This is a genomic window from uncultured Aquabacterium sp., assembly GCF_947366995.1.
Classification (GTDB): Bacteria; Pseudomonadota; Gammaproteobacteria; order Burkholderiales; family Burkholderiaceae_C; genus Aquabacterium.
In genome coordinates, this window is record NZ_CANBCC010000004.1 from 28424 (window position 1) to 51242 (window position 22819).

The window sequence follows — 22819 nt, forward strand, 5'->3', positions numbered from 1 at the left end:
GCCGCCCCATGTCCGACCACCTTGCCGCCCTGCCCGCCACCCTGACCGCCTTCAGCGCCGGCCAGATGCCTCTTTCCGCACTGACTCAACAATGGCGCGAGGCCGCGCGGGCGCACGAACCGGCGCTGCCGCCCCGCTACCTCGAGGTGCTGGAACGGGTGTTGTCGCAACTGGAGAGCGCCGCGCTGTTCACGGAAGAAAGCTGCTCGTTCAGCCAGGGTGACATGGTGGCGGCGCTGGGCGACTGGCTGGCGCGCGCCCGCGCGCTGTGAAGCCAGGAAGGTGACCCGGTACGGCTGAAGCTCGGCGGCTCACCGCACGGGCGCAGGCGCCGGAATACCGGGGCGACGCATGCCGGACGGACCGGCTCAGCCGATCAGGTTGGCCAGCGACAGCAGCGCCAGCAACAGCATCCACAGCACGACCGAGCGCCACACCAGGCCCACAACGCTGCGCAGGTGCGCCATCTCGGGCGGTGCACCGGTGGTGCTGCCCTCTGCGTCGATCACATCGGGTGAATCGCCGCTCACCACGGTGCGGCTGACATCCCCGAACGCACGCCCGGTGGCCGGTGCCACTTGCCCGCCCAGGCGCACGCCGATGGCGCCCGACGCGGCAGACAGGATCGTGCCTTCGTTCGGATGCGCCCACAGCACCGCATGGCGGCGCCAGGCATCGATCGCATCCTCGAAGTTGCCCACCACCGCGAAACCGAACGCTGTCAGGCGCGCGGGCACGTGGTCGATGAGTGCGAACATCGTCTGCGACAGCGCCATCAGGCGGTCGTGCGTGGGCTGGCCGGTCACGCGGCTCTTGTACGACCAGTAGCGGCCGGCAAACTCGGCCATGCGGTAGAGCACGGCGCCCGCCGGGCCCAGCCCGAAAGTGGACAGCGCCACGAACCAGAAGAACACGCCGAACACGTGGCGGTGCGCCGCCAGCAGCGAGAACTCGATGACATGGCGCAGGATCTCGGTGCGCGGCAGGTCGCTCGCATCGACGTTCTGCCAGTGGGCGAGCAGCTCGCGGGCGCGCTCTTCACGGCCCTGCTCGAGGGCATCACGGATGTCGGTGTAATGGTGGCTGAACTGCCGGAAGCCCAGCGTCAGGTACAGCACGGCCACGTCGAACGCCAGCGCCAGCAGGGTGCTGTAGCGGTTGACGAAAACGTAGAGGATGGCCACCAGCGCCGCCGACGCCACCACGGTGATCCCCCAGACCACGCGCGCATGCACTTCGGCCCCCGCATCGAAATTGCGCCCGACCCAGCGCACCCAGGCCGTCAGGCCGTGGTGAATGGGGTTGAGGTTCGAGAGGGGTTTGAGCTGTTCGGCGAGCAGGGCGAACAGCACGGCAAAAAAGCTCATGGCTCAGGATCATAGCGGGGCCCACCGGCCCCCTGGTGACAGAAAAGAACACGCCGCATCACGCGGAAAGGAAGCGGTATAAATTTCGCAACATCGCGGCGGTGGCGCCCCAGATGAAATACTCGCGATCGGATTCGGCGCCGGGCCGCCATGGCATCGAGAAGAACTCGATGCGCGGGTTGTCACGGCCCATCTCCAGGGCCGGCACGCCGAAGGCCCGCCGCTGGTGATGCCGCGGATCCATCAGGAAGGACAGCGGCACCTCGAAGGCCTCGGCCACCTCGCGCGGATCGGGCTGCAGCGCCAGCATCGGCGTCTCGTGCGGCTGAGGCGCAATCAGACCCACCACCGGCGTCACGATGAACCCCGTGCCCGTGGTGTAGCGCGGCATCTGGCCCAGCACCTGTACCCGCTCGGGCGGCAGGCCGACCTCTTCCTGGGCCTCGCGCAGCGCCGTGGCCACCGGGTCGGGGTCGTCGGGCTCGCAACGCCCGCCGGGAAAACTGATCTGGCCTGGATGCTTGCGCAGCGTGGCGGTGCGCTGGGTCAGCAGAACCGCTGGCTCGGGCCGCATCACGATGGGCACGAGCACCGCGGCATGCACCGGGTCGGACGGCGTGGCCCAGCGCTCGATCGAGACGTCAGGCTCCCACGCAGGCGGCGACAGAAAGCGCTCGACCAGCGCCTGCGGCGAAAAGCGTTGCGAATCGACAGGCGGAAGATGGTGATCGTGACCGAGCAGTTCGGCGACGCGGGGGTCGATGGAAACGGTCATGGACAGCACCATAGCAAAAGCCGCCTGGGCTTGCGCAGCAGGCGGCTTTTGATGTGTTCGCGCTTGACGCAGGCCCTGAGGGCCCACGTCGGAAACTCGCTTGCTTTGCGTTGCAAAGCACCGTGGCCCATGACCACGGCAGAGCCATGCTCAGGCGAGTTTTTCCTTGATTCGAGCCGACTTGCCCGAACGCTGGCGGAGGTAGTACAGCTTGGCGCGACGGACGTCACCGCGGCGCTTGACTTCGATCGAAGCGATCAGCGGGCTGTACAGCTGGAACGTACGCTCGACGCCTTCGCCGCTGGAGATCTTGCGGACGATGAAGCTGGAGTTCAGGCCGCGGTTGCGCTTGGCAATCACGACGCCTTCGTAGGCCTGCACGCGCTTGCGGGTGCCTTCAACCACGTTCACGTTCACGATCACGGTGTCGCCAGGGGCGAACGACGGGATGATCTTGTTCAGACGAGCGATTTCTTCTTGCTCGAGCTGTTGGATGATGTTGGACATCAAGGGCTCCTAGGGTGATCTTGCCCGCGCCAGGTTGGATGTCGAAGACCCCTCGGGATGAGGCGCCCCCGCAATGAAGCCGGGTAGAGGATCGGAAAACCGCAGATTATAGCGTCAGTCCGCGAAGAAAGTCTTCATCTTTCTTCGACAACTCACCGCGTTCGCGCGCTGCAGCAATCAGTTCGGGGCGGCGGCGCCACGTGATCGCGAGTTGCTGCTCACGGCGCCAGCGGGCAATGTGCGCATGGTGGCCCGACAAGAGCACCGGTGGCACGGCTTGCTCTACCGGCTCGCCGCCCTCGCGCGGAGGCAGCGGCAGCACCTCGGGGCGGCTGTAGTGGGGGCAATCGAGCAGGCCATCCGAGAAGCTGTCCTGCTGGTGCGAGGCCGCATCATGCAGCACGCCGGGCTGCAGTCGCGCCACGGCATCCATCAATGTCAGTGCGGGCAACTCGCCGCCCGACAGCACGTAGTCTCCCAGGCTGATTTCCTCATCGACATGCGCGTCGATGAAGCGCTGGTCGATGCCTTCGTAGCGGCCACACAGCAGGACGGCGCCCGGCGACGCGGCCAGCGCCTCGACGCGTTGCTGCGTGAATGGGCGGCCAGCGGGACTGAACAGCACGACCGGCAGGCGCGGCGCGCCGTCCACCGCCTGCGAGGCGCGGATGGCCGACAGGCAGCGCACGAGCGGCTCGACCAGCATGACCATGCCCGGGCCACCGCCGAAAGGCCGGTCGTCGACGCGGCGGTACACGCCCTCGGCGTGGTCGCGCAGCGGCCACAGGCGCACGTCGACCGCGCGCGTTTCGAACGCGCGACGGGTCACGCCCACGCTTTGAAATGGGGCGAACAGTTCGGGGAACAGGGTGATGACGTCGAAGCGCACGGCCATGTGCCGCCCCGCGTCAGTAGTCGAGGCCCCAGTCGGCCACGATGCGCTTGTCGGCCAGGCTGACGCTGTCGATGTAGGCCGACACGAAGGGGATCAGGCGCTCGGCCGGGGTGCCCTCGGCGGGCGCTTCGACGGCGCAGCGCAGCACGCAGTGCGGGCCGGTGTCGAGCAGGTCGACCACCTTGCCCAGCGGCTGGCCTTCGCGGTTGACGACGTCCAGGCCGATCAGGTCGACCCAGTAGAACTCGTCTTCATCGGGCGTCGGGAAAGCCGAGCGCGACACGAACACGCGCGCGCCCTTGAGGGCTTCGGCGTCGTTGCGGTCTTCCAGGCCTTCGGCGGTCACGACGACCACGTCGCCCTGCTCGCGGGCCTGCCTGACTTTCAGGAAGCGCGGCGCGCTCAGGCGGGCCGGCGCAGCGGGCTCGGTGCCCGCAGGGGCCGTCCGACGTGCTGCCGGACGCGCCACGGCGCCCGAAGCCGCTTCGGCCGGGCGCAGAAACCATTTCTTGGTGCAGAAGAGCGCCTGGGGATCGGTCGAGAACGGCAGCACCTTGATGCCACCCTTCACGCCCCAGGCGTCCAGCACGCGCCCCACCTCCACCGCGTCATCGGGCCAGACGACTCCGTCTTCCAGCACGAGGGGCGAGGCTGCGGCGCGGTCGTTCATGCGAAACGCAGAACCTTAGGCGGCAGCGGCCTGGGTCTTGGCCTGGCGCAGCAGACGGCCCACGGTTTCCGAAACCTGTGCGCCGTTGTTCACCCAGTACTCGACGCGGTCGAAAGCGACGCGCAGCGACTCGGCGTTGCCCGAAGCCACGGGGTTGTAGAAACCCACGCGCTCGAGGAAGCGGCCGTCACGGCGGTTGCGCGAGTCAGCGGCAACGATGTTGAAGAAAGGGCGCTTCTTGGAGCCGCCACGTGCAAGTCGAATCACGACCATGGTGTGTCCTTCAAATTGGTTTGGGCGACGGGCCCGCCCGGGAGACACTCGGGGTAGACCAGCCAGGGTTCGCGCAGGCGTCTGGTTTCATCCGACCTGCCCGCACCGTTTTTTGATTCGGCGCCGATTAGATACGCGCCACGCACTTCCCGCTCGAACCCGGCCAGCCGGACACTCAAGGAAAGCCCGCAGCTCGGGCCAGAAAACCGCGGATTATAGTCCCCCGAAACCGCTTTGTGTGAACACCCCATGCAAGACGCGCCGACACCCGCCAAATCGAAGACGCTCGCGACCTGGCTGGCCTTCCTGGTCGGCACGCTCGGCCTGCACCGCTTCTACCTGTACGGCTGGCGCGATCGGCTGGGCTGGGCGATGCCCGTACTGACGCTGATCGGCCTGGCCGGCCTGCGCCGGGTGGAGCGCTACGGTCAGGACGACACCCTGTCGTGGCTGCTGCTGCCGGTGCTCGGTTTCACAGTGGCCGGGACCATGCTGCAGGCCATTCTTTACGGGCTGACAACGGACGCCCGCTGGCACGCGCGGCACAACCCCGGTCTGACCGACCCTGCCATGGCCTCGCACAGTGGCTGGGCTGTGGTCATCGCCGTGGTCCTGGCCCTGATGGTGGGCGCCACCGTGCTGATGGCCACCATCGCGTTCTCGGGGCAGCGCTACTTCGAGTACCAGGTGGAAGAGGCACGCAAGATCAGCCAGTGACGGCCGGGCGTGCCACGCGGCCTCCGGGTGCCGGATAATCTCGCCTTTGCGCATCGCCGTCCGGCCACGTCCGACCCCGGATGGGCCTCAACCGATTTCCCCGACCGCCATGACTTCTGCCACGCCCTCTTCCCCGCTGACGTACGACCAGGCCGGCGTCAACTACGACCTGATCGACCCGTTGAAGGTGGCCGCCCAGCGTGCCGCGGCAGAAACCGGCACCCACCTGGCCAGCCATGGCTTCAGCGAGGTGCTGGCTTCGCGCGGCGAGTCAGCCTATGTGGTGGATGTGGGCCCGATGTACCTGGCCTCGATCGTGGAATGCCTGGGCACCAAGACCCTGGTGGCCGACGAGATGGCCACGCTGACGGGCAAGAGCTACTACGACGGCATCGCGCAGGACACCATTGCCATGGCGGTGAACGACCTGATCACCGTGGGCGCCACGCCGCTGGTGGTGCAGGCCTACTGGGCCGCGGGCGGTTCGGACTGGTTCGGCGACAAGGTGCGCGCCAACGCGCTGGTGGCCGGCTGGAAGAAGGCCTGCGAGGTGTGCAACGTGGCCTGGGGCGGCGGTGAAACCCCCGCGCTGGCCGGCATCGTGGCCGATGGCCGCGTCGACCTGGCCGCCTCGTGCACCGGCATCATCAGCCCGAAGGAGCGTCTGTCGGTGGGCGACAAGCTGGAAGCCGGCGACGCCATCGTCCTGCTGGCCTCCAGTGGCATCCACGCCAACGGCCTGTCGCTGGCCCGCAAGCTGGCCGAGCGCCTGCCGCAGGGCTACCTGACCGACATCGGCAATGGCCAGACCTATGGCGAAGCCCTGCTGGCCCCCACGGTGCTGTATTCGCCCGTGACGGAAGCGCTGGCCAAGGAAGGCATCATTCCGCACTACTGCGCGAACGTGACCGGCCACGGCTGGCGCAAGCTGCTGCGCCACCCGAAGGCGCTGACCTACCGCATCACCGCCCTGCCAGAGAAGACGCCCGTGCTGGCCTTCATGCAGAAGGAGTGCGGCCTGGACGACCACGAAGCCTACGGCACGCTGAACATGGGCGCCGGCTTTGCGCTGTACGTGGCCGCCGACCAGGCCGAGCGCGTGGTGGCCGTGGCCCAGTCGCTGGGCATCCCGGCCCTGGTGGCCGGCCGCGTGGAAGAAGGCCCCAAGCAGGTCGTGATCGAGCCGCTGGGCGTGACCTACGGCGCCGACGAGCTGCAGCTGCGCTGAGTGCATGCCTGACACGCCCACGCCCCGGGAGGCCGAGACGGCCGCCCGGCTTGAATCGCTGGAGATCAAGGCCGTCTACCTGGAAGACCTGGTCGACAGCCTGAACACCGTGGTCGCCCGGCAGCAGGCCCACATCGACCTGCTGCTGCACGAGGTGCGCCGTCTGCGGGAGCAGACCGACGAGGGCGCACCGCCCGCCTTCCGCAGCCTGCGCGACGAGCTGCCGCCGCACTACTGAGGCAGCTCGGCACGCCTCTTCCTGGCCACCGGAAGAGGCCTTCTCATGCACAAGGGCACCACAGCCATCCCGGGAAGAGGCCGAGGATCGCTTACAATCCGCAGTGACGGGCCTCCCTGCATGGGGGCGCGGCCAACCGGGTCAGGTCGGGAACGAAGCAGCCCCAACCGTTAGCCAACAGTGCCAGGTCAAGGCTCGTCACCCTTTCCTTTCCAGATGCCCCCTGCGTCGCGGCCGGGACCGAACTTCCGCGAAGTTCGGGGCGCTTGAACAGCCCGTTCAACCCCGCTGAGACCGACGACCGCGTTCATGGCATCCACGCACCTGCCCCCCGCTTCTCCCGCCCCCGCCGGCACGGCCAACGTGGCCATCGACCTGGGCGACCGGAGTTACGACATCCTGATCGGCGAGGGCCTGCTGGACGACCCGGCCACGTTTGCCGGATTGCCCAAGTCCACCAAGGCGCTGATCGTCACCAACACCACGGTGGGGCCGCTCTACACCGCCAGGCTGCGCGCGGCCATTGCCCCGCTGCACAAGCAGGTGCTCGACATCGAGTTGCCCGACGGCGAGCAGTACAAGGACTGGCCGGCGTTGAACCAGGTGTTCACCCGCCTGCTGGAAGAAGCCGCCGACCGCAAGACGGTGCTGTACGCACTGGGCGGCGGCGTGATCGGCGACATGACCGGGTTTGCCGCGGCCTGCTACATGCGCGGCGTGCCCTTCGTGCAGGTGCCCACCACGCTGCTGGCCCAGGTGGATTCGAGCGTGGGCGGCAAGACCGCCATCAACCATCCCGCCGGCAAGAACATGATCGGCGCGTTCTACCAGCCGCTGCGTGTGGTGTGCGACATGAGCACGCTCGACACCCTGCCCCAGCGCGAGCTGCTGGCCGGCCTGGCCGAGGTGATCAAGTACGGCCCGATTGCCGATGCCGCCTTCCTGGGCTGGCTGGAAGACAACCTGGATGCCCTGCTGGCGCGCGACCGCCAGGCGCTGAAGTACGCGGTGCAGCGCTCGTGCCAGATCAAGGCCTGGGTGGTGGGCCAGGACGAGAAGGAAGCCGGCCTGCGCGCCATACTGAACTACGGCCACACCTTCGGCCACGCCATCGAGGCGGGACTGGGCTATGGCGAATGGCTGCACGGCGAGGCCGTGGGCTGCGGCATGGTGATGGCCGCCGACCTGTCGGCGCGCCTGGGCCTGATCGACACGGGCACGGCCGACCGCATCATCGCGCTGATCAAACGGGCCGGGCTGCCGACCCGGGGCCCCGATCTGGGCGCCGACCGCTACATCGAGCTGATGCAGGTGGACAAGAAGGCCGAGGGCGGCGAGATCCGCTTCGTGGTGATCGGCCCGCTGGGACAGGCAGGCATGCGCGGGGCGCCGGACGCCCTGGTACGCGATGTGATCGCCACCCACACCCGCTGACACCACCGGAAACGAGACACCATGTGGTTAGCCCCTTACGCCAGTCATCCTGAGCAGACCAAGGGGCGCCGCCACCCCGAGCCGGCGGCCCCGACGCGCAGCGATTTCCAGCGCGACCGCGACCGCATCGTGCACAGCACGGCGTTCCGGCGGCTCGTTTACAAGACGCAGGTGTTCCTGAACCACGAGGGCGACCTGTTCCGCACGCGGCTGACGCACTCGCTGGAGGTGGCGCAGCTGGGTCGCTCGGTGGCGCGGTCGCTGGGGCTCAATGAAGACCTGGTGGAAGCCATTGCGCTGGCGCACGACCTGGGCCACACGCCATTCGGCCATGCGGGCCAGGACGCGCTGAATGCCTGCATGCAGGGCCACGGCGGCTTCGAGCACAACCTGCAGTCGCTGCGGGTGGTGGACAAGCTGGAAGAGCGCTACCTGGGCTACGACGGCCTGAACCTGAGCTTCGAGACGCGCGAGGGCATTCTCAAGCACTGCTCGCGTGCCCACGCGGAGGCGCTGGAAAAGCACGAGCCGGGCGGCGTGGGCCGGCGCTTCATCAAGGGCCATCAGCCCAGCCTGGAGGCGCAGCTGTGCAACCTGGCCGACGAGATCGCTTACAACGCGCACGACATCGACGACGGCGTGCGCTCGGGCCTGATCACGATGGAGCAGCTCGAAGCCGTGCCGCTGTTCGTGCGCTTCCGCGACGAGACGCTGAGCGAGTTCCCGCACGCCAAGGGCCGGCGCCTGCTGTTCGACACCATCCGCCGGATGCTGTCACAGCAGGTGTACGACGTGATCGACGCGACGCGCGCACAGATTGCCGAGCACCTGCCGGTGACGGCCGACGAGGCGCGGCGTTGCCCGCCGCTGGTGCGCTTCAGCGCGCCCATGCGCGAGGCCAGCACGCAGCTCAAGCGCTTCCTGTTCAAGGAGCTGTACCGGCACCCGCAGGTCAACGAGATGACGGCCAAAGGCCGGCGCGTCATCACCGAGCTGTTCGAGGCCTATGTGGCCGATCCGAAGGCGATGCCGGCCGACTATGCGGCGCGCGAAGACCTGCACCGGGCGGTGGCGGATTACATCGCGGGGATGACGGATCGGTTTGCGGTGAAGGAGCATGAGCGGGTGACGGGGGAGCGGGTGTTTTGAGGCATGCGGCCCGGGATCCCGTCCGGGCTGAAATGAGCCGAGGGGGCCGTTCTATTCCGCCCATTGGATTGCAGGGCGGCGCCTAGAGTCCAGCATGCGGCGTCGTGCCAGCCGGACACAGGTTGCCCTGCTGTGTGGCGCCGCTCTGTGTCGCTCAGCAAGGACCCCCGGCCATGATTCCCACGCCTCCACGTGCCCTCGTGTTCATGAATGCGCGCAATTGCGCGAAGTACGTGGGCGCAGCGCTCGAAAGCCTGGCTTGGCAGACGCACCCCGGCATCCACGTACTGTTCGTGGACGACTGCTCCAGCGACGAAACCGGCACCGTGGCCCAGAAGGTATTGAGCGAATTCTTTGATGGCCGCCACACCTTCGTTCGCAACCCCGAGCAATGGGGCAAGGCCCGGAACACCCATGTGCATCTTCGGGCTTGCCGGGACAAGGGCGATTTCGTCGCGGTGTTCGACGCCGACGACCAATTGATCAAGGCAGATATCCTGGCCGAGATGGCGGCGCAGTACGACGCCGGCTTCGACGTGGTGTGGAGCAACTTCGAAACCGATCAGGGCGCCGTAGGGCGCAATGCGGCGCTCGACCCGTTCGTGTCGCCACGCAAACAGGGCTGGAAGACCAGTCACTTCTTCAGCTTCCGGGCCGAGCTGCTGGACGGCGTGCCGGAATCCTACTTCCGCGACGACACGGGCGCGTGGCTCACGGCCGCGTGCGACCTGGCCATCGCCTTCCCGATGCTGGACCAGACACGCAGGTATCGCTTCCTGCCTGTGGTGGCCTACCGCTACACCGCCACCAACCCGTCTTCACATCACAACCAGGACCCGCACGCGGTCGGCCTCAGTTCGCGGCACCAGATGCGCAGCGCCGAGGTCGTGCTCGCCAAGGCGCCGCTGCCGTGCCGCAGATGGGTGTTTGGCCCACAAGGGGCCGGAGATCAGCTGATCGGCCAGCTGCAGCACAAGGTGCTGGCTGGTCAGCAAGCGTTGATGCAACGTCTGGCTGGCGGGGAACCGGCGAGAAGCGAGTCTGCGCCAGGCGCGCAGGACCCGTGGATCCACGCTGCCGCCAACCTGCTGCACCAGCGCTGCCCTGGCCTGCTCGAACTCGTCATGGCGTCCGTGCACGCCAGACCCGACGTCGAGGTCTTGTGGGCATGGTGGCAATGGCTGCAACGTGGTCCTGCTCAGCCCAGGGTCCTCTCCATCGGGACGAGCCCGCTGTCTGCGGCGCTGCATGCGCTGACTGGCGGCCTCGGCGGCAAGATGACCCATGTGTGCGGCGATCAGCAGCGCGCCATGTCCCTGTATGCCTCGCTGGGCTCGGCGAGCATCGACGCCGAGGTTCTGCATGTGCCGCTCGTGGCAGCGGATTTCGAAGGGCATGCGGGCGAGTTCCCCAACCTCGCACTGCTGCCGGATGACGCAATCGACTTTGACCTCGTCATCGTTCACGCGGAGGGTGCCGGCCGTGTCCCGGCCGACGCGGTACTTTCCCTCCCCATGGTGTTGCCCCGCCTTCGCGCAGAGGGTTTCCGGTTGTGTGTCTGGTCCCCCGGTCAGCCGCAGCCGCTGCAACAGGCCGTGCACGCATGGCGCGCAGCAGCACCGGAACTGGGCTACGCAGAAGGCGCGCTTGCAGGGCAGGCCCTGGTCGTTCATTCACACTGAATCGTCCGGAGTCCGCCATGAAGATCATTCACCTTGTGGTCGATGACAAGTTCATCGACAGCGCCATCCGCGAATTCGAGGGCGTGAGCCCGGGCGTTCACGAGTACCTCCTCGTCGGCGGCGGCTCGCCGCCCTATCGCTATGTGCGCAGCCCGCTGATCCAGGCGGTCTCTCGCGGGGCCTGCCTGGCTCGGCTGAACCAGCCCGACGTCGCGGCCATCGTGTGCCACAGCCTGCCGCTGTCGACGCTGCTGATGCTGCCGGAAATGCCCGAACGACCCCACGTCATCTGGCTGGGATGGGGCTATGACTACTACGGCCTGCTGATGGACGCCTTCCCGGAGGGCCTCTTCATGCCGGAAACGGCCCGGCTGATGGGCGGGCTGCAGCCGCGAGGCGGACTTCCCAGGACGGGGTCGATGCGGTCATCCGTGCTCTCGGCAGCCCGACCGTATGCGAAGCCATCTCGGACCGAGTTGTCGGCCCTGCAGCGTGTCGACTTCTTCAGTCCGGTGCTGCCCAACGAATACACGCTGCTGACACAGCATCAACCCCAGCTGCGCGCCCGGTTCATCCGCTGGAACTACGGCACGGCCGAGGACGACATGAGCCTGGGGACCGCACGCTGCCAGACGCTCGGCGCCGACATCCTGGTGGGCAACAGCGCCACGCCGGCCAACAACCATCTCGAGTGCTTTGCCAGCCTGGCCCGGCAGCCGGATCTTGACGGGCGCCGCATCGTTGTACCGTTGAGCTATGGTGATGGCGACGGTGCGTACACGCGGCACGTTGTACAAGCCGGACAGAAGCATTTCGGCTCGCGCCTTGTCCCGCTGCTGGACTACCTGCCCAAGGATCGCTACATCGAGGTGCTGACGTCGTGCGGACACGTGATGATGAACCACGTCCGCCAGCAGGCGATGGGCAACCTGATCATCAGTGGCCTGCTCGGCGCCCGGATGCACCTCCACCGTCGAAACCCGGTGGCATCGTGGATGAAGAAGCTCGGGCTGCCGATCTCCGACCTGGTGCAACCCGCCCTTCAACCGTTGACCGAGGCCGACGCCGAAATGCAGGCTCGCATCCTGCTGGCGGAGTACGGCCGAAGCACCCAACGCCAGCGGACACGGATGCTCGTCGACACGGCCCTGACGCCCAGGATCTGAACCCGCGGACCGCACCGTTGGGTTCACTTTGATGGGCGTTGCAAGAGACGCGCTGGATTGCCCACCACTGTCACCCCTGCCGGCACATCGCGGGTCACCACAGCACCCATTCCGACCACGGCCCCTGCCCCCACCACCGTCGGGCGACCTCTCGGGATGCCTTGGCGGATCATGGCGGCGGTCCCGATGTAGGCGTGCTCGTGTACCGTCACGTTGCCAAGGCAGTTGACGCGGGGCGCAAAGGTCACCCAGTCACCGATCACGCAGTCGTGCGCGGTGTAGGAATAGAAGTTGGCGTGGAAATGGCGCCCCACGGTGACATTGGCCGTGATCGACGCGTACGGGCAGATGATGGCGCCCGGGCCAATGCGGTCCGCGTCGTACACCAGCGCGCTCGGTGCCTGGAGGGTCATGGGGCGTGCGCCCCGGGCTTCGCACCGCAGCGCCAGCGTCTCGCGCGCGCGGGAGTCGGCGATGGCGACAGCAAACCCGCGCTCATGCGCCGGCGCTGCAAAGAAGGCGTCTTCTGACAGCAACGGCACGCCGTTGACTTCGGTCGCGGCAGGACAGGTTTCCAGAAACACCAGTTGCCAGCCCTCGGCGAGCAGTTGCTGCCGCGCAAAGGGCATGACTTCGCGGGCAAAGCCGCCCGCCCCATACAGCCCGAACAATCGCAGGCTCACGACACCCTCCGGATGAACGACGTCAGGTACTCAACGCCAGCGTCGAAGACCGCAACAGCCCAGAAGGCTGCGATGGTACATCCGGCAGCACGGACGGTCCGCCGAACACGGCCTGACCGCGGGCGGCCAGCATCACGGACACGACGCGCTCGACCTCGGCGTCTTCCAGCGAAGGGAAGATGGGGAGGCAGAGCACCTGATCCGCAACCGCGCGCGCGATCGGGAGGTTGGCCGGCGCGGCCGACGGCAGCCCACGGTACATGGGGAAGTCAGAGATCAACGGATAGAAGTAACGGCGCGCCATGATCTGCTCGGCCTTGAGGGCCTCGTACACTGCATCGCGCGAGACACCGAAGTCGGGGCCGATCAGCACCGCGAAGTACGAATGATTGGGCTGCGCGTCGGCAGGGGGCGCCAGCAGCCGGATGCCCGGCACATCGGCCAGGAGCTTTCGGTACAGCGCATCGATCTCGCCGCGGCGCCGGATGGCCCCGTCGACGTGCTGCAACTGGACCAGGCCCAGCGCTGCATTGAACTCGCTCATCTTGCCGTTGATGCCCGTAGCCACCACGGTGGTCTCGTTGATGAATCCGAAGTTCTTGAGGTGGTCGATGCGCTGCTTGGTCTTGGCATCGGGGGCGATGATGGCCCCACCCTCGAAGGTGTTGAACACCTTGGTGGCGTGGAAGCTCAGCACCGACAGGTCACCATGGTTGAGCACGCTGCGCATCTCGCCGCCTTCCATCCGACGCACGCCGAAGGCATGGGCAGCGTCGTAGATCACCTTGAGGTTGTAGGCGTCGGCAATGGCCTGGATGGCATCGACATCACAGGGGGTGCCATAGCAATGGATCGGCATGATCGCCGTGGTCTGTGGTGTGATGGCCGCCTCGATCTTGCGTGGGTCGAGGTTGAGCGTCACAGGGTCGATGTCGACAAACACCGGCTTGATGCCGTTCCACATGGCCGAGTGGGCGGTGGCCACGAACGAGTAAGGCGTCGTGATGACCTCGCCCGTGACCCGCATCGATTGCAGCGCGGTCACCAGCGCCATGGTGGCATTCGTGAACAGCGAGATGTGGCGCACGCCCAGATGCTCACACAGCGCCTGTTCGAACTGCTGGTGGAACGGGCCGTTGTTGGACAGGATGCGCGTATCCCAGATCTCTTTCAGGTAAGGCAGGAATTCTTCGAGCGGCGGCAACTCGGGCCGGGTGACGTACAGAGGGCGACGGTCTGACATGGCGATATCCTGTCTTCGCTGGGTATGACCCTGATGTTCCGGCAAGCGCGCGGCTACCGAAGAGGAGAAATAAACCGTGGTTCCGGCCCCATTCCCCGCATCGCGTCAGCGTCTTCAGAGACTGAGAAGGTGAGCTGGAGCCTGCCCCTCGCGGTGCTGCTGCACCATGCGCTCCAGCAGGGCCTCGAAATCGCGGGTGAACCTGGCACTGTCGAACAGCGGACTGGTGTCGCGCGCTTCGACCAGCTTGCTGCGGCACGCAGCAAGCCACGCCGGATCGCGGGCCAGTCGAAGAATGGTCTGCCTGTAGCTGTCCACATCTTCTGTCACCAGTTCCGGCAGACCGCAGGCATTGAGCAGGCTGGCCGCCACACGGGAGGCAAACGTCTGACCCATGAGCGTCACGACAGGGAGCCCGGCCCACAAGGCATCGCTGGCGGTTGTGTGTGCATTGCAAGGCCAGGTATCGATGAAGACATCGGCCAGGGCAACGCGGCTGATGTGCTCGTCAAGACTCAGCCTGGGCGCCCAGAACACGCGTCGTAGATCCACTCCGCGCGCGCGCAGTTCTCCTTCCAGATTGGGCCGGGCCTGACCGTGCCAGTCCAGCAGCCACAACACCGCATTCGGCAAGTCGCGCAACAGAGCGACCCAGACATCCAGCACCTCGGGCGAAATCTTGTATGCCTGGTTGAAAGCACACAGCACGAGCGCATCGTCGGGCAGGCCGACTTGAGCACGGGTACGGGGCTGTGGTCGGGCGCGCTGACGGTCATTGGGCTGATAGCAGACCGGCATCTGGGCGATCTTCTCGGCGAAGTGCGCCTCGTGAGCCTGCGGGGTCACCACTGGGTCGCCCACGATGTAATCCATGAAGCTGGCCCCCGTGGTGCCCGGGAAGCCCAGAAAGGTGGCCTGGACATGGGCGGGATGGCGAGCCAGCACGCCCATGCGGTTATGCGCCGTGTACCCCTTCAGGTCGATCAACACGTCAATGCCATCGGCTGCAATGCGCTGGGCCATCTCTCGATCGGCCAGGCCGCGCAACTCCACGAAATGCTCGCTGGCATCGATCACGCGACGGCGCATGGCCGATCGGTCATCCTGACCGTGCGAATACACGAACACCTCAAAGCGGCTGCGGTCGTGATGCTCGAACACTTCGGCCATGAGCACGCACGTGGCGTGTTGGTAAAGGTCGCTCGAGAGGTAGCCCACGCGGATGCGCCCATCGTCCGTCTGCCGCGGTGCGGGCGCCAGACGCTGCACCGATCGCCATGTGTTGGACATCAGGCGGGCCGCTTTCAACTGATGCAGGGCATCGTCCATCAACGTGACGTGCGCAAAGGGGGCCGTGGTGATGGCTGCATCGTCAGGCAGTTGGGCGATGATGTCGCGCAGCCGGCTGAGCTCGAGCTGGGCCTGGGGCCAACGCCCGCTCTCCCGCTCTGCATAGGCCAGCATGCCGTGCACGTGTACCGCACTCAACCCCAACCCGAGGACGAGTCCGGTCCGGAAGCACTCGGATGCCTCCTCCTTCAGGCCCAGCTCATAGAAGGAAACGCCCATGCGGTAGTGCGACATGGCATCGTCCATCTTCGAACCGAGCGCGGTCATGTAGGCACCCACCGCCTTCTGGTGTTCGCCAACGTGCTGCAGACAGAACCCCAGAAAGGCGTTGTACTCGAACGAGCTCCGGGCGCTTTCAGGCATGGCCTGCAGCACCTGCATCGCCTCCGCATGTCGCTGCAAGCGGTTGAGGATGCGCACGCGAAAGAGCGCCTGCAGTTCGGCGGCTGGCTCGAGCGCGCAGGCCCGCTCCACGTGGCGCAGCGCGTCATCGAGTTGCCCGGCCTGAAAGTGACACCGCGAAGCATTGAGGGCCAGCAGGGCATCTTGCGGCTGAAGCTTCGCCGCCGATTGAAAGACTTCAGCGGCCTCCCGCCACTGCTTCTGCTTGGTCAGCGCCACGCCGCGCTCCCACAGTGTCTGCGCTTGCTGAGCCTGACGTGTTCTGGGTTTCGAGCTGACCTTCATGGCGTTCCTGGGCTGGTTGCAGGGCATCAACATCCCCTGTCGCAGTCTAGAAAAAGAAAGTGCTCAAGTTCAGCGCAAGAGACCCGAAAACCCCCCGCTTCTCTCAACGCCGTCAAGCATCCCGCATGCGACGACTTTGCAAAAGCGAGCAAAAAATCACTCAAGAGGCGGACACGACGCGACGATAAACAACCCAACGGCACTGAAAGGTTCCGGGGTCCGGTTAGACGGCCAGCGTCCTGCGGGTGATCAAGCACCTACCAGGTCCAAGGCTGACTAGCGTCGGGCAGGTCAAGCCGCAAGGCACTTCGTATCAAGCGGCACTTGTTCGCCGGCGCTGTCGCCGGGTAGTTTCAACGTCAAAGGATCAGATCATGGCATCCGTCAACACCAACGTGGTTTCGCTCAATGCCCAGCGCAACCTCAGCACCTCCCAATCCAGCATGGCCACCACCATGCAGCGCCTCTCGTCGGGTCTGCGCGTCAACTCCGCCAAGGACGACGCCGCCGGTCTGGCCATCGCAGAACGCATGAGCGCCCAAGTCAAGGGCATGAATGTGGCGGTGCGCAACGCCAACGACGGTATCTCGCTGGCCCAGACTGCTGAAGGCGCCCTGGGCAAGATCGGCGACAACCTGCAGCGCATGCGTGAACTGGCCGTCCAGTCGCGCAACGCAACGAACTCGAGCGGCGACCGCGCCAACCTGCAGAAGGAATTCAAGGAACTGCAGGCCGAAATCGATCGCACGGTCAAGGGCACCAAGTTCAACGGCACCGCGCTGTTCGCATCGGGCGCAGCCACTCAGCTGTCCTTCCAAGTCGGCGCCGGCACCTCCAGTGAGGACCGCATCGACATCGCGGGCGCCGTGCTCGGCGGCGGCACCAGCATGTCGGCAGCATCGGCCATCGGCGCCATGGACGGCACCAGTGTGGACGGCACCGACGAAGCCAACCTGATGGCCACCGTGGTCGGCGGCTGGGACGGCACCAACGGTATCGCCATCGGCGGCGCTGCCACGAGCGGCACGTCCGTCGCCGGCGTGGACCAGGTTGATGCGGCGATCAACGCCATCGACGAGGCCCTGGACCTCATCAACGACAAGCGCGCCAACTTCGGTGCCTCGCAGAACCGCTTCGAAGCTGTCATCTCGAACCTGCAGACCAACATCGAGAACCAGGCTGCCGCACGAGGCCGGATCGTGGACGCGGACTTCGCGACCGAGACCGCGAACCTCTCTCGCTCGCAGATCCTGCAGCAGGCCGGTACCGCGATGGTGGCCCAGGCCAACCAGCTGCCGCAGCAGGTTCTCTCGCTGCTCCGCTGATCGACCGGCCCGCAGGGGCTCAAGCGAACAGGCCGCCCCACGGGGCGGCCTTTTTCATGGGGTGGATCAAGATGCGAAATAGCCCCCAAAAGCCGGTCACATCGCGGCCTTGCCCCTGACCCAAAAGTCTCACCATTGCACTCACTACAGGTCGAAGGTGACACCGTCTTTGGCCAGCCAATAGCCGGCCGGCGTGCATGCCGGGAGTCACGGGTTCTTTAGGAGTGCAACATGCCCCAAACGATCAACACGAACATCGTTTCGCTCAACGCCCAGCGGAATCTGAACACCTCGCAGACCTCGCTGTCCACTTCGATGCAGCGTCTGTCATCGGGCCTGCGCGTCAACTCCGCCAAGGATGACGCCGCGGGTCTGGCGATCGCCGAGCGCATGAACACCCAGGTCCGCGGCATGAACGTCGCGATCCGCAACGCCAACGACGGCATCTCCTTCTCGCAGACTGCGGAAGGCGCACTGGGCAAGATCGGCGACAACCTGCAGCGCATGCGTGAGCTGGCAGTCCAGTCGCGCAACGCCACGAACTCGGAAGGCGACCGCGCCAACCTGCAGAAGGAATTCGCGCAACTGCAGGGAGAAATCTCCCGGACGATCGATGGCACCAAGTTCAACGGCAAGCCGCTCTTCTCGTCCACCGCAGCCACCACACTGGAATTCCAGGTCGGCGCGGGCACGACCAACGAAGACACGATCGACATCAAGGGGGCGGTGCTCGGCGGCGGCTCCGCCATCTCTGCCTCCTCCGCGATTGCATCGACCTCTACGTCGGCTGTGCAGGACCTCATGGCCACGGTGGTTGGCGCCTTCGACGGCACGAACGGCATTGCAATCGGTGGCGGAACGGGCAGCACACTGGCCAGCGCAGCCGAGATCGATGACGCCATCAACGCCATCGACAAGGCGCTCGACGTGGTCAACGACCAGCGCGCCGATTTCGGCGCTGCACAGAACCGTTTCGAGGCCGTGATCTCGAACCTCCAGGTGAGCGTCGAGAACCAGGCCGCGGCCCGCGGACGCATCATGGATGCCGACTTCGCCGCCGAAACAGCCAACCTGTCGCGCGCCCAGATCCTGCAGCAGGCCGGCACCGCGATGGTGGCGCAAGCCAACCAGCTGCCGCAGCAGGTTCTGAAGCTGCTGCAAGGCTGACATCCCGCGAACTTCTTCACGCGATGGGATCAGCGCGGCTCAAGTTCCGTGAACGACAGCCGATTCCTTCGATGTCCGGGTGGTGAGTCACTGCCTGGACTGTTGTGCATTGAGAGGGGCAGATCATGGCGTCGTTATCTTCACTGGGGGTTGGCAGCGGACTGGATGCGGAATCCATCGTCACCAAGCTGGTGGCGATCGAAAAGCAGCCCGCACAGGTCATTGCCACGCAGAACTCGAAGCTGGAAACCAAGGTTTCCACGTGGGGCAAGATCCAGAGTGCGTTTTCCGCATTGCAGGACGCTGCAAAGGCGCTGAACAAGTCCGATTTCTGGACGGCCACCACGGCGTCGTCCAGCGACGCGTCAGCGGTGGCCGTCACGTCAACGTCAGAAAGTGCGGCAGGCGCCTACAGCGTCAACGTGTCCGCACTCGCGTCGGCGCAGTACATCGCCAGCAAGCCGTTTGCAGCCAAGACCTCCGCCGTGGGGCAGGGCGAGATCCGCATTCAGCTTGGCACCTACGCAAACGATCCGGACAACGCACCGCCCGCGGCCACCTTCAACGCGAAGGCCGCCGCGCAGGAAGTGAAGATTTCGATCGGGCCTGAGGACAACACGCTCGAGAAGATCCGTGACCGCATCAACAGTGCGAACGCGGGCATCACCGCCTCGCTCGTCACGGACGCGTCGGGCACACGCCTCATCATGCGCGGCTCCACCGGCAGCGAGAACGGCTTCAAGGTCGACGTAACGGAAGACGCAGCCGCGCCGGGCCTCTCCGCGCTGGCGTACGACGGCACCAAGGTCAAAGCCGAGAACCCGATGGCGCGCACGCAACTCGCGGGCAATGCGGTGGCCGAGATCAACGGCATCTCGGTGTCCTCCAGCAGCAACACGTTCAGCAACGTCCTCGAGGGTGTGAGCCTGACGGTCGGAAAGGTCACCAGTTCGCCCGTTTCGGTGAACGTGACCTCAGACACCTCCAGCATCAAGAAGGGCATCGACACCTTCGTCTCGGCCTACAACAACGTCGTCAGCACCATCCGCGTTCAGACGCTGTACGACGAAGCTTCCAAGACCGCCGGCCCGCTGCAAGGCGACGCGACCGCGCGAGGATTGCTCTCCCAGATCCGAAGCCTGATGGGAAGCGAAACGGGGGCTTCAAGCGTGTTCTCGCGCCTGCCGGACATCGGCCTCGACATTGGCAAGGACGGCACGCTCAGCACGAAGTCATCCAAGCTGAACGCCGCGCTGGACAACCTGCCGGAGATGAAGAAGTTCTTCTCCAACGTGAACGAGGCAGACACGACCAAGAACGGGATCGGGCAGCGCGTCGCAGAGCTGACCAAGAAGCTCCTCCAGGACGATGGCGCCATCGACTCCAAGACGGATGGCCTCAACAGCACCATCAAGCGCAACAAGGACAAGATCGAACGGATCGAAGACCGCGTCACGCTGATGGAGGCCCGCTTGCGGGCGCAGTACTCGGCCCTGGACACCAATGTCTCCAAGCTCAGTGGGCTGCAGAGTTACGTGTCCGCACAGCTCGCGGCCTTGAACAAGAACTGAGGGCGTAGTCACCGCCTGTTTCAGGGCTAAACGGGTCAAGCTTGCTCACAGCAGGTCGATAACCAATACATCAGTCGTCAACCCAGCAGAGCACCAAGATGTTTGCACCTGCCAGCCCGTTTTCCCGCCCTCTCCCCGCCGGAGACCGCACGATGTCCGCGATGTACAAGCAAGTGGGCGTCGAGACCAGCATCAGCGGCGCGTCTCCACACAAGCTCATCAAACTGCTGCTCGCCGGCTACTTCGATGCCGTGGCCGAAGGCCGTGGCGCCATGAAGGCCGGTGACATGGCCGCCAAGGGCAACGCCCTGGGTCGGGCGTTGCGCATCGTCGACGAAGGTCTCAAAGCCAGCCTCGATCTGCGAGCCGGTGGAGAACTGGCTCAGAATCTGAGCGACCTCTACGGCTACGTCTGCCTCCGCCTCACTCACGCCAATCTGCGCAACGACGAGGCGGCGCTCGACGAATGCAACGCCCTCATGCAACCGATTCGTGAAGCGTGGGAAGGCATCAACGCAGGCGAGAGCCATACCGCCTACGCCTCTGGCATGGAGCTCCGCGCATGAACGCCCCCGAAATCCTCGGCCACCCCGACGAAGAACTCTTCCACGGCAGCCTGCTGGGCTACTACGAAGCGATCGAGACCGCCAGCCACGACATGCTCAACGCCGCCCGCAAGGGCGACTGGGACACCGTGGTGAAGCTGGAAGGCGCCTGCGCCGTGCTGATCGCGCAGCTCAAGCACGCCTCGGAAGAGCACCCGATGGGCCCGTCGGAACTGGCGCTCAAGACGCGCATCATGCAGCGCATCCTTGTCAACGACGCCGAGATCCGCAACCTGGCCGAGCCGTGGATCAACGACCTCAGTCGCATGATGGGCAACACCACCGATCCGACGAAGATGCATTGAGCCCTCGGGCTAATCCGACATGGACACCCGCACCCCTTCCACGCCCGCATCACGCGGGCGTGTTGCCGATCTGGACGACTACCGCATCACGTCGGCCGTCGAGATTGCAGCACTGCTCCGCCAGATGCACGACGAGCACGCACTGGTCACCCTGAGTGCGCCGGGCGGCGCCAGCTACACCACGGTGCTGCTGACCATCGACCCGCAGCGTCACACGGTGACCCTGAGTGCCGAAGAGGGCGATGCCCGCATTCAGGCCCTGCTCGACAGCAACGAGGTGTCAGCCGTCGCCTACCTTGACAGCATCAAGGTCGAGTTCGACATGGATGGCCTCGTGCTCGTGCACGGCACCCAGGGCAGCACCCTGCACGCGAGCCTGCCGACCGTGGCCTACCGCTTCCAACGCCGCGCCGCCTTCCGTGTGCAGCCGCTGGCATCGAGCACCCCCCTGGCGCGGTTGGTTCACCCGGCTCGGCCCGATGCCCCGCTCGTGTTGCGCGTGCTGGACGTCAGCCTGCATGGCGTGGCGCTCCTGCTGCCGCCCGATGCCCCCATGGTGGCCGCGGGCAGCCGCATCCAGGCTGTCGACCTGGAGCTGGACGAGGAAACCCAGCTGAGCTGCGATCTCATCGTGCACCACGTGACCGCCCTGGGCACGCAGGCCCCGGCGCACCGACTGGGCTGCGAGCTGGCCGGCATCGACCCGCGCGACCGCACACTGGCCCTGTACGTGAACCAGACGCAGAAGCGTCGACTCGCCACCTTGGGCAGCATCAAAGGCTGAGCCTGCCTTTCGTGTCCCGGGAGCCGTCAGGCCCGATAATGCCGGGCATGAGCACCACCGCCTTGTCCTCCTGGGTGATCGCCACCCGTGAAAGCCGCCTGGCCCTGTGGCAGGCCGAGCATGTCCGCGACATCCTGTCGCGCCGCTTCGGCCGGCCCGTCGACCTGCTGGGCATGACGACCAAGGGTGACCAGATCCTCGACCGCGCCCTCTCCAAGGTCGGCGGCAAGGGCCTGTTCGTCAAGGAACTCGAAGTCGCGCTCGAAGAAGGCCGGGCGCACCTCGCTGTGCATTCCTTGAAGGATGTGCCCATGGAGCTGCCCGAAGGCTTCGTGCTGGCCGCCGTGATGGAGCGCGAAGACCCGCGCGATGCGCTGGTGTCGTCCCGCTACGCGTCGATCGAAGCCCTGCCGCAAGGCGCGGTGGTGGGCACCTCCAGCCTGCGCCGCCTGGCCCAGTTGCGCGCCCTGCGCCCCGACCTGAAGATCGAGCCCCTGCGGGGCAACCTCGACACCCGTCTGCGCAAGCTCGACGACGGTCAGTACGACGCCATCGTCCTTGCGGCCGCCGGGCTCAAGCGCCTGGGCCTCGAAGGCCGCATCCGCGCCCTCATTGCACCGTCGGTGATGCTGCCCGCTGCGGGCCAGGGCGCCCTCGGCATCGAAATCCGCACCGGCAACGCCGAACTCGCCGACGCCATCGCCTCGCTGGCCCACATGCCGACGTGGCTGGCCACGCTGGCTGAGCGGGCGGTGTCGCGCGCATTGGGCGGCAGCTGCTCGATGCCGCTGGCCGCGTTCGCCCAGTGGCGCGAAGGCCAGCTGGTGCTCGACGCCCGACTGGGACACCCGAGCGCCAGCGGCCTGGTGGAAGCCAGCCTGAGCGCCACCCCGGCCGATGCTGCCGAAGCCGAGGCCATGGGCCAGGCGGTTGCGCGGCGGCTGCAGGAGCAGGCCGGCCCGGAATGGCTGGCTGCGCTGCACCCGGCAGCCTGATCC

Annotated in this window: 23 protein-coding genes, 1 other RNA gene and 1 pseudogene; 16 read left to right on the forward strand and 9 right to left on the reverse strand. The window is 66.2% G+C overall.

The features are described 5' to 3' along the window. The first annotated feature begins 8 nt into the window (after window positions 1–8). Window positions 9–272 (forward strand): hypothetical protein, encoded by a 264-nt coding sequence (locus tag Q0Z44_RS02325; protein WP_298009664.1) that lies wholly within the window; start codon window positions 9–11, stop codon window positions 270–272. A gap of 96 nt (window positions 273–368) precedes the next feature. On the opposite strand, the gene Q0Z44_RS02330 is transcribed toward Q0Z44_RS02325, so the two are convergent. The 6 genes from Q0Z44_RS02330 to rpsP form a co-directional block, all read right to left on the reverse strand. Next, complete coding sequence (locus Q0Z44_RS02330; protein ID WP_109037294.1) at window positions 369–1367, reverse strand: CobD/CbiB family protein; 999 nt, start codon at window positions 1365–1367, stop codon at window positions 369–371. Between the two features lie 58 nt (window positions 1368–1425). Then, entirely contained in the window at window positions 1426–2142 is a 717-nt protein-coding gene (locus Q0Z44_RS02335; RefSeq protein ID WP_298009670.1) for a CoA pyrophosphatase, read from the reverse strand. A 150-nt stretch (window positions 2143–2292) separates the two neighbouring features. Continuing rightward, window positions 2293–2649, reverse strand: coding sequence for a 50S ribosomal protein L19 (gene rplS, locus Q0Z44_RS02340; protein WP_298009673.1), 357 nt, complete (start codon window positions 2647–2649; stop codon window positions 2293–2295). 106 nt (window positions 2650–2755) lie between these two features. After that, window positions 2756–3538: a tRNA (guanosine(37)-N1)-methyltransferase TrmD gene (gene trmD / locus Q0Z44_RS02345; protein ID WP_298009847.1), complete on the reverse strand. Its 783-nt coding sequence runs from the start codon at window positions 3536–3538 to the stop codon at window positions 2756–2758. Window positions 3539–3557: 19 nt separating this feature from the next. Then, the gene (rimM, locus tag Q0Z44_RS02350) at window positions 3558–4214 is read right to left on the reverse strand and encodes a ribosome maturation factor RimM (RefSeq protein ID WP_298009675.1); all 657 of its coding nucleotides are present in this window, start codon (window positions 4212–4214) and stop codon (window positions 3558–3560) included. Window positions 4215–4229: 15 nt separating this feature from the next. Beyond that, the gene (rpsP, locus tag Q0Z44_RS02355; protein ID WP_298009678.1) at window positions 4230–4487 is read right to left on the reverse strand and encodes a 30S ribosomal protein S16; all 258 of its coding nucleotides are present in this window, start codon (window positions 4485–4487) and stop codon (window positions 4230–4232) included. A gap of 249 nt (window positions 4488–4736) precedes the next feature. Here rpsP and Q0Z44_RS02360 point away from each other — a divergent pair, with 249 nt between their 5' ends. From Q0Z44_RS02360 to Q0Z44_RS02395, 8 genes are all read left to right on the forward strand, one after another. Next, complete coding sequence (locus Q0Z44_RS02360; protein WP_298009681.1) at window positions 4737–5204, forward strand: NINE protein; 468 nt, start codon at window positions 4737–4739, stop codon at window positions 5202–5204. Window positions 5205–5313: 109 nt separating this feature from the next. Continuing rightward, on the forward strand, window positions 5314–6432 hold the full coding sequence (locus tag Q0Z44_RS02365) for an AIR synthase-related protein (RefSeq protein WP_109037300.1): 1119 nt from the start codon (window positions 5314–5316) through the stop codon (window positions 6430–6432). Window positions 6433–6436: 4 nt separating this feature from the next. Continuing rightward, on the forward strand, window positions 6437–6670 hold the full coding sequence (locus Q0Z44_RS02370) for a SlyX family protein (protein ID WP_294636662.1): 234 nt from the start codon (window positions 6437–6439) through the stop codon (window positions 6668–6670). Between the two features lie 105 nt (window positions 6671–6775). Further along, window positions 6776–6873, forward strand: an RNA gene (gene ffs, locus Q0Z44_RS02375) — signal recognition particle sRNA small type. Window positions 6874–6979: 106 nt separating this feature from the next. Next, complete coding sequence (gene aroB / locus Q0Z44_RS02380) at window positions 6980–8104, forward strand: 3-dehydroquinate synthase (protein WP_298009685.1); 1125 nt, start codon at window positions 6980–6982, stop codon at window positions 8102–8104. Window positions 8105–8125: 21 nt separating this feature from the next. Further along, window positions 8126–9253 carry a deoxyguanosinetriphosphate triphosphohydrolase gene (locus tag Q0Z44_RS02385; protein ID WP_298009688.1) on the forward strand — a complete coding sequence of 376 codons (1128 nt, stop codon included), beginning with the start codon at window positions 8126–8128 and terminating at the stop codon, window positions 9251–9253. Between the two features lie 173 nt (window positions 9254–9426). Beyond that, window positions 9427–10935: a glycosyltransferase family 2 protein gene (locus Q0Z44_RS02390; protein ID WP_298009692.1), complete on the forward strand. Its 1509-nt coding sequence runs from the start codon at window positions 9427–9429 to the stop codon at window positions 10933–10935. A gap of 17 nt (window positions 10936–10952) precedes the next feature. Beyond that, the gene (locus tag Q0Z44_RS02395; protein WP_298009695.1) at window positions 10953–12101 is read left to right on the forward strand and encodes a TDP-N-acetylfucosamine:lipid II N-acetylfucosaminyltransferase; all 1149 of its coding nucleotides are present in this window, start codon (window positions 10953–10955) and stop codon (window positions 12099–12101) included. Window positions 12102–12124: 23 nt separating this feature from the next. Here Q0Z44_RS02395 and Q0Z44_RS02400 read toward each other — a convergent pair whose 3' ends face one another. From Q0Z44_RS02400 to Q0Z44_RS02410, 3 genes and pseudogenes are all read right to left on the reverse strand, one after another. Continuing rightward, entirely contained in the window at window positions 12125–12784 is a 660-nt protein-coding gene (locus Q0Z44_RS02400) for an acetyltransferase (RefSeq protein ID WP_366517566.1), read from the reverse strand. 130 nt (window positions 12785–12914) lie between these two features. Continuing rightward, window positions 12915–14027, reverse strand: a pseudogene (locus tag Q0Z44_RS02405) (DegT/DnrJ/EryC1/StrS family aminotransferase); the annotation flags it as partial. A gap of 114 nt (window positions 14028–14141) precedes the next feature. Continuing rightward, a complete protein-coding gene (locus Q0Z44_RS02410) occupies window positions 14142–16064 on the reverse strand; it encodes a glycosyltransferase family 41 protein (RefSeq protein ID WP_298009698.1) in 1923 nt (640 codons plus the stop codon). Between the two features lie 371 nt (window positions 16065–16435). On the opposite strand from Q0Z44_RS02410, the gene Q0Z44_RS02415 reads away from it, so the two are divergent. The 7 genes from Q0Z44_RS02415 to hemC all read left to right on the forward strand — a co-directional run bounded on the left by Q0Z44_RS02415 (window position 16436) and on the right by hemC (window position 22816). Continuing rightward, window positions 16436–17389, forward strand: a complete 954-nt coding sequence (locus tag Q0Z44_RS02415) for a flagellin (protein ID WP_298009853.1) — start codon at window positions 16436–16438, stop codon at window positions 17387–17389. Window positions 17390–17620: 231 nt separating this feature from the next. Further along, on the forward strand, window positions 17621–18556 hold the full coding sequence (locus Q0Z44_RS02420) for a flagellin (RefSeq protein WP_298009701.1): 936 nt from the start codon (window positions 17621–17623) through the stop codon (window positions 18554–18556). Between the two features lie 125 nt (window positions 18557–18681). Beyond that, window positions 18682–20127 carry a flagellar filament capping protein FliD gene (gene fliD / locus Q0Z44_RS02425; RefSeq protein WP_298009704.1) on the forward strand — a complete coding sequence of 482 codons (1446 nt, stop codon included), beginning with the start codon at window positions 18682–18684 and terminating at the stop codon, window positions 20125–20127. Between the two features lie 152 nt (window positions 20128–20279). Beyond that, on the forward strand, window positions 20280–20693 hold the full coding sequence (gene fliS, locus Q0Z44_RS02430) for a flagellar export chaperone FliS (protein ID WP_298009706.1): 414 nt from the start codon (window positions 20280–20282) through the stop codon (window positions 20691–20693). Continuing rightward, entirely contained in the window at window positions 20690–21037 is a 348-nt protein-coding gene (locus tag Q0Z44_RS02435) for a flagellar protein FliT (protein WP_298009708.1), read from the forward strand. The genes fliS and Q0Z44_RS02435 overlap by 4 nt, the downstream gene beginning before the upstream one ends. Before the next feature lie 19 nt (window positions 21038–21056). Beyond that, window positions 21057–21821 (forward strand): flagellar brake protein, encoded by a 765-nt coding sequence (locus Q0Z44_RS02440; protein ID WP_298009711.1) that lies wholly within the window; start codon window positions 21057–21059, stop codon window positions 21819–21821. A 47-nt stretch (window positions 21822–21868) separates the two neighbouring features. Then, the gene (hemC, locus tag Q0Z44_RS02445; RefSeq protein WP_298009713.1) at window positions 21869–22816 is read left to right on the forward strand and encodes a hydroxymethylbilane synthase; all 948 of its coding nucleotides are present in this window, start codon (window positions 21869–21871) and stop codon (window positions 22814–22816) included. Window positions 22817–22819 lie beyond the last annotated feature (3 nt).

Coding starts and splice junctions, on each gene's coding strand:
- fliD (WP_298009704.1), top strand. CDS start 18,682: ATGGCGTCGTTATCTTCACTGGGGGTTGGCAGCGGACTGGATGCGGAA.
- Q0Z44_RS02440 (WP_298009711.1), top strand. CDS start 21,057: ATGGACACCCGCACCCCTTCCACGCCCGCATCACGCGGGCGTGTTGCC.
- hemC (WP_298009713.1), top strand. CDS start 21,869: ATGAGCACCACCGCCTTGTCCTCCTGGGTGATCGCCACCCGTGAAAGC.
- Q0Z44_RS02385 (WP_298009688.1), top strand. CDS start 8,126: ATGTGGTTAGCCCCTTACGCCAGTCATCCTGAGCAGACCAAGGGGCGC.
- rimM (WP_298009675.1), bottom strand. CDS start 4,214: ATGAACGACCGCGCCGCAGCCTCGCCCCTCGTGCTGGAAGACGGAGTC.
- Q0Z44_RS02360 (WP_298009681.1), top strand. CDS start 4,737: ATGCAAGACGCGCCGACACCCGCCAAATCGAAGACGCTCGCGACCTGG.
- Q0Z44_RS02370 (WP_294636662.1), top strand. CDS start 6,437: ATGCCTGACACGCCCACGCCCCGGGAGGCCGAGACGGCCGCCCGGCTT.
- Q0Z44_RS02410 (WP_298009698.1), bottom strand. CDS start 16,064: ATGAAGGTCAGCTCGAAACCCAGAACACGTCAGGCTCAGCAAGCGCAG.
- Q0Z44_RS02330 (WP_109037294.1), bottom strand. CDS start 1,367: ATGAGCTTTTTTGCCGTGCTGTTCGCCCTGCTCGCCGAACAGCTCAAA.
- Q0Z44_RS02420 (WP_298009701.1), top strand. CDS start 17,621: ATGCCCCAAACGATCAACACGAACATCGTTTCGCTCAACGCCCAGCGG.
- Q0Z44_RS02325 (WP_298009664.1), top strand. CDS start 9: ATGTCCGACCACCTTGCCGCCCTGCCCGCCACCCTGACCGCCTTCAGC.
- rpsP (WP_298009678.1), bottom strand. CDS start 4,487: ATGGTCGTGATTCGACTTGCACGTGGCGGCTCCAAGAAGCGCCCTTTC.
- Q0Z44_RS02390 (WP_298009692.1), top strand. CDS start 9,427: ATGATTCCCACGCCTCCACGTGCCCTCGTGTTCATGAATGCGCGCAAT.
- fliS (WP_298009706.1), top strand. CDS start 20,280: ATGTCCGCGATGTACAAGCAAGTGGGCGTCGAGACCAGCATCAGCGGC.
- Q0Z44_RS02335 (WP_298009670.1), bottom strand. CDS start 2,142: ATGACCGTTTCCATCGACCCCCGCGTCGCCGAACTGCTCGGTCACGAT.
- Q0Z44_RS02435 (WP_298009708.1), top strand. CDS start 20,690: ATGAACGCCCCCGAAATCCTCGGCCACCCCGACGAAGAACTCTTCCAC.
- aroB (WP_298009685.1), top strand. CDS start 6,980: ATGGCATCCACGCACCTGCCCCCCGCTTCTCCCGCCCCCGCCGGCACG.
- Q0Z44_RS02365 (WP_109037300.1), top strand. CDS start 5,314: ATGACTTCTGCCACGCCCTCTTCCCCGCTGACGTACGACCAGGCCGGC.
- rplS (WP_298009673.1), bottom strand. CDS start 2,649: ATGTCCAACATCATCCAACAGCTCGAGCAAGAAGAAATCGCTCGTCTG.
- Q0Z44_RS02395 (WP_298009695.1), top strand. CDS start 10,953: ATGAAGATCATTCACCTTGTGGTCGATGACAAGTTCATCGACAGCGCC.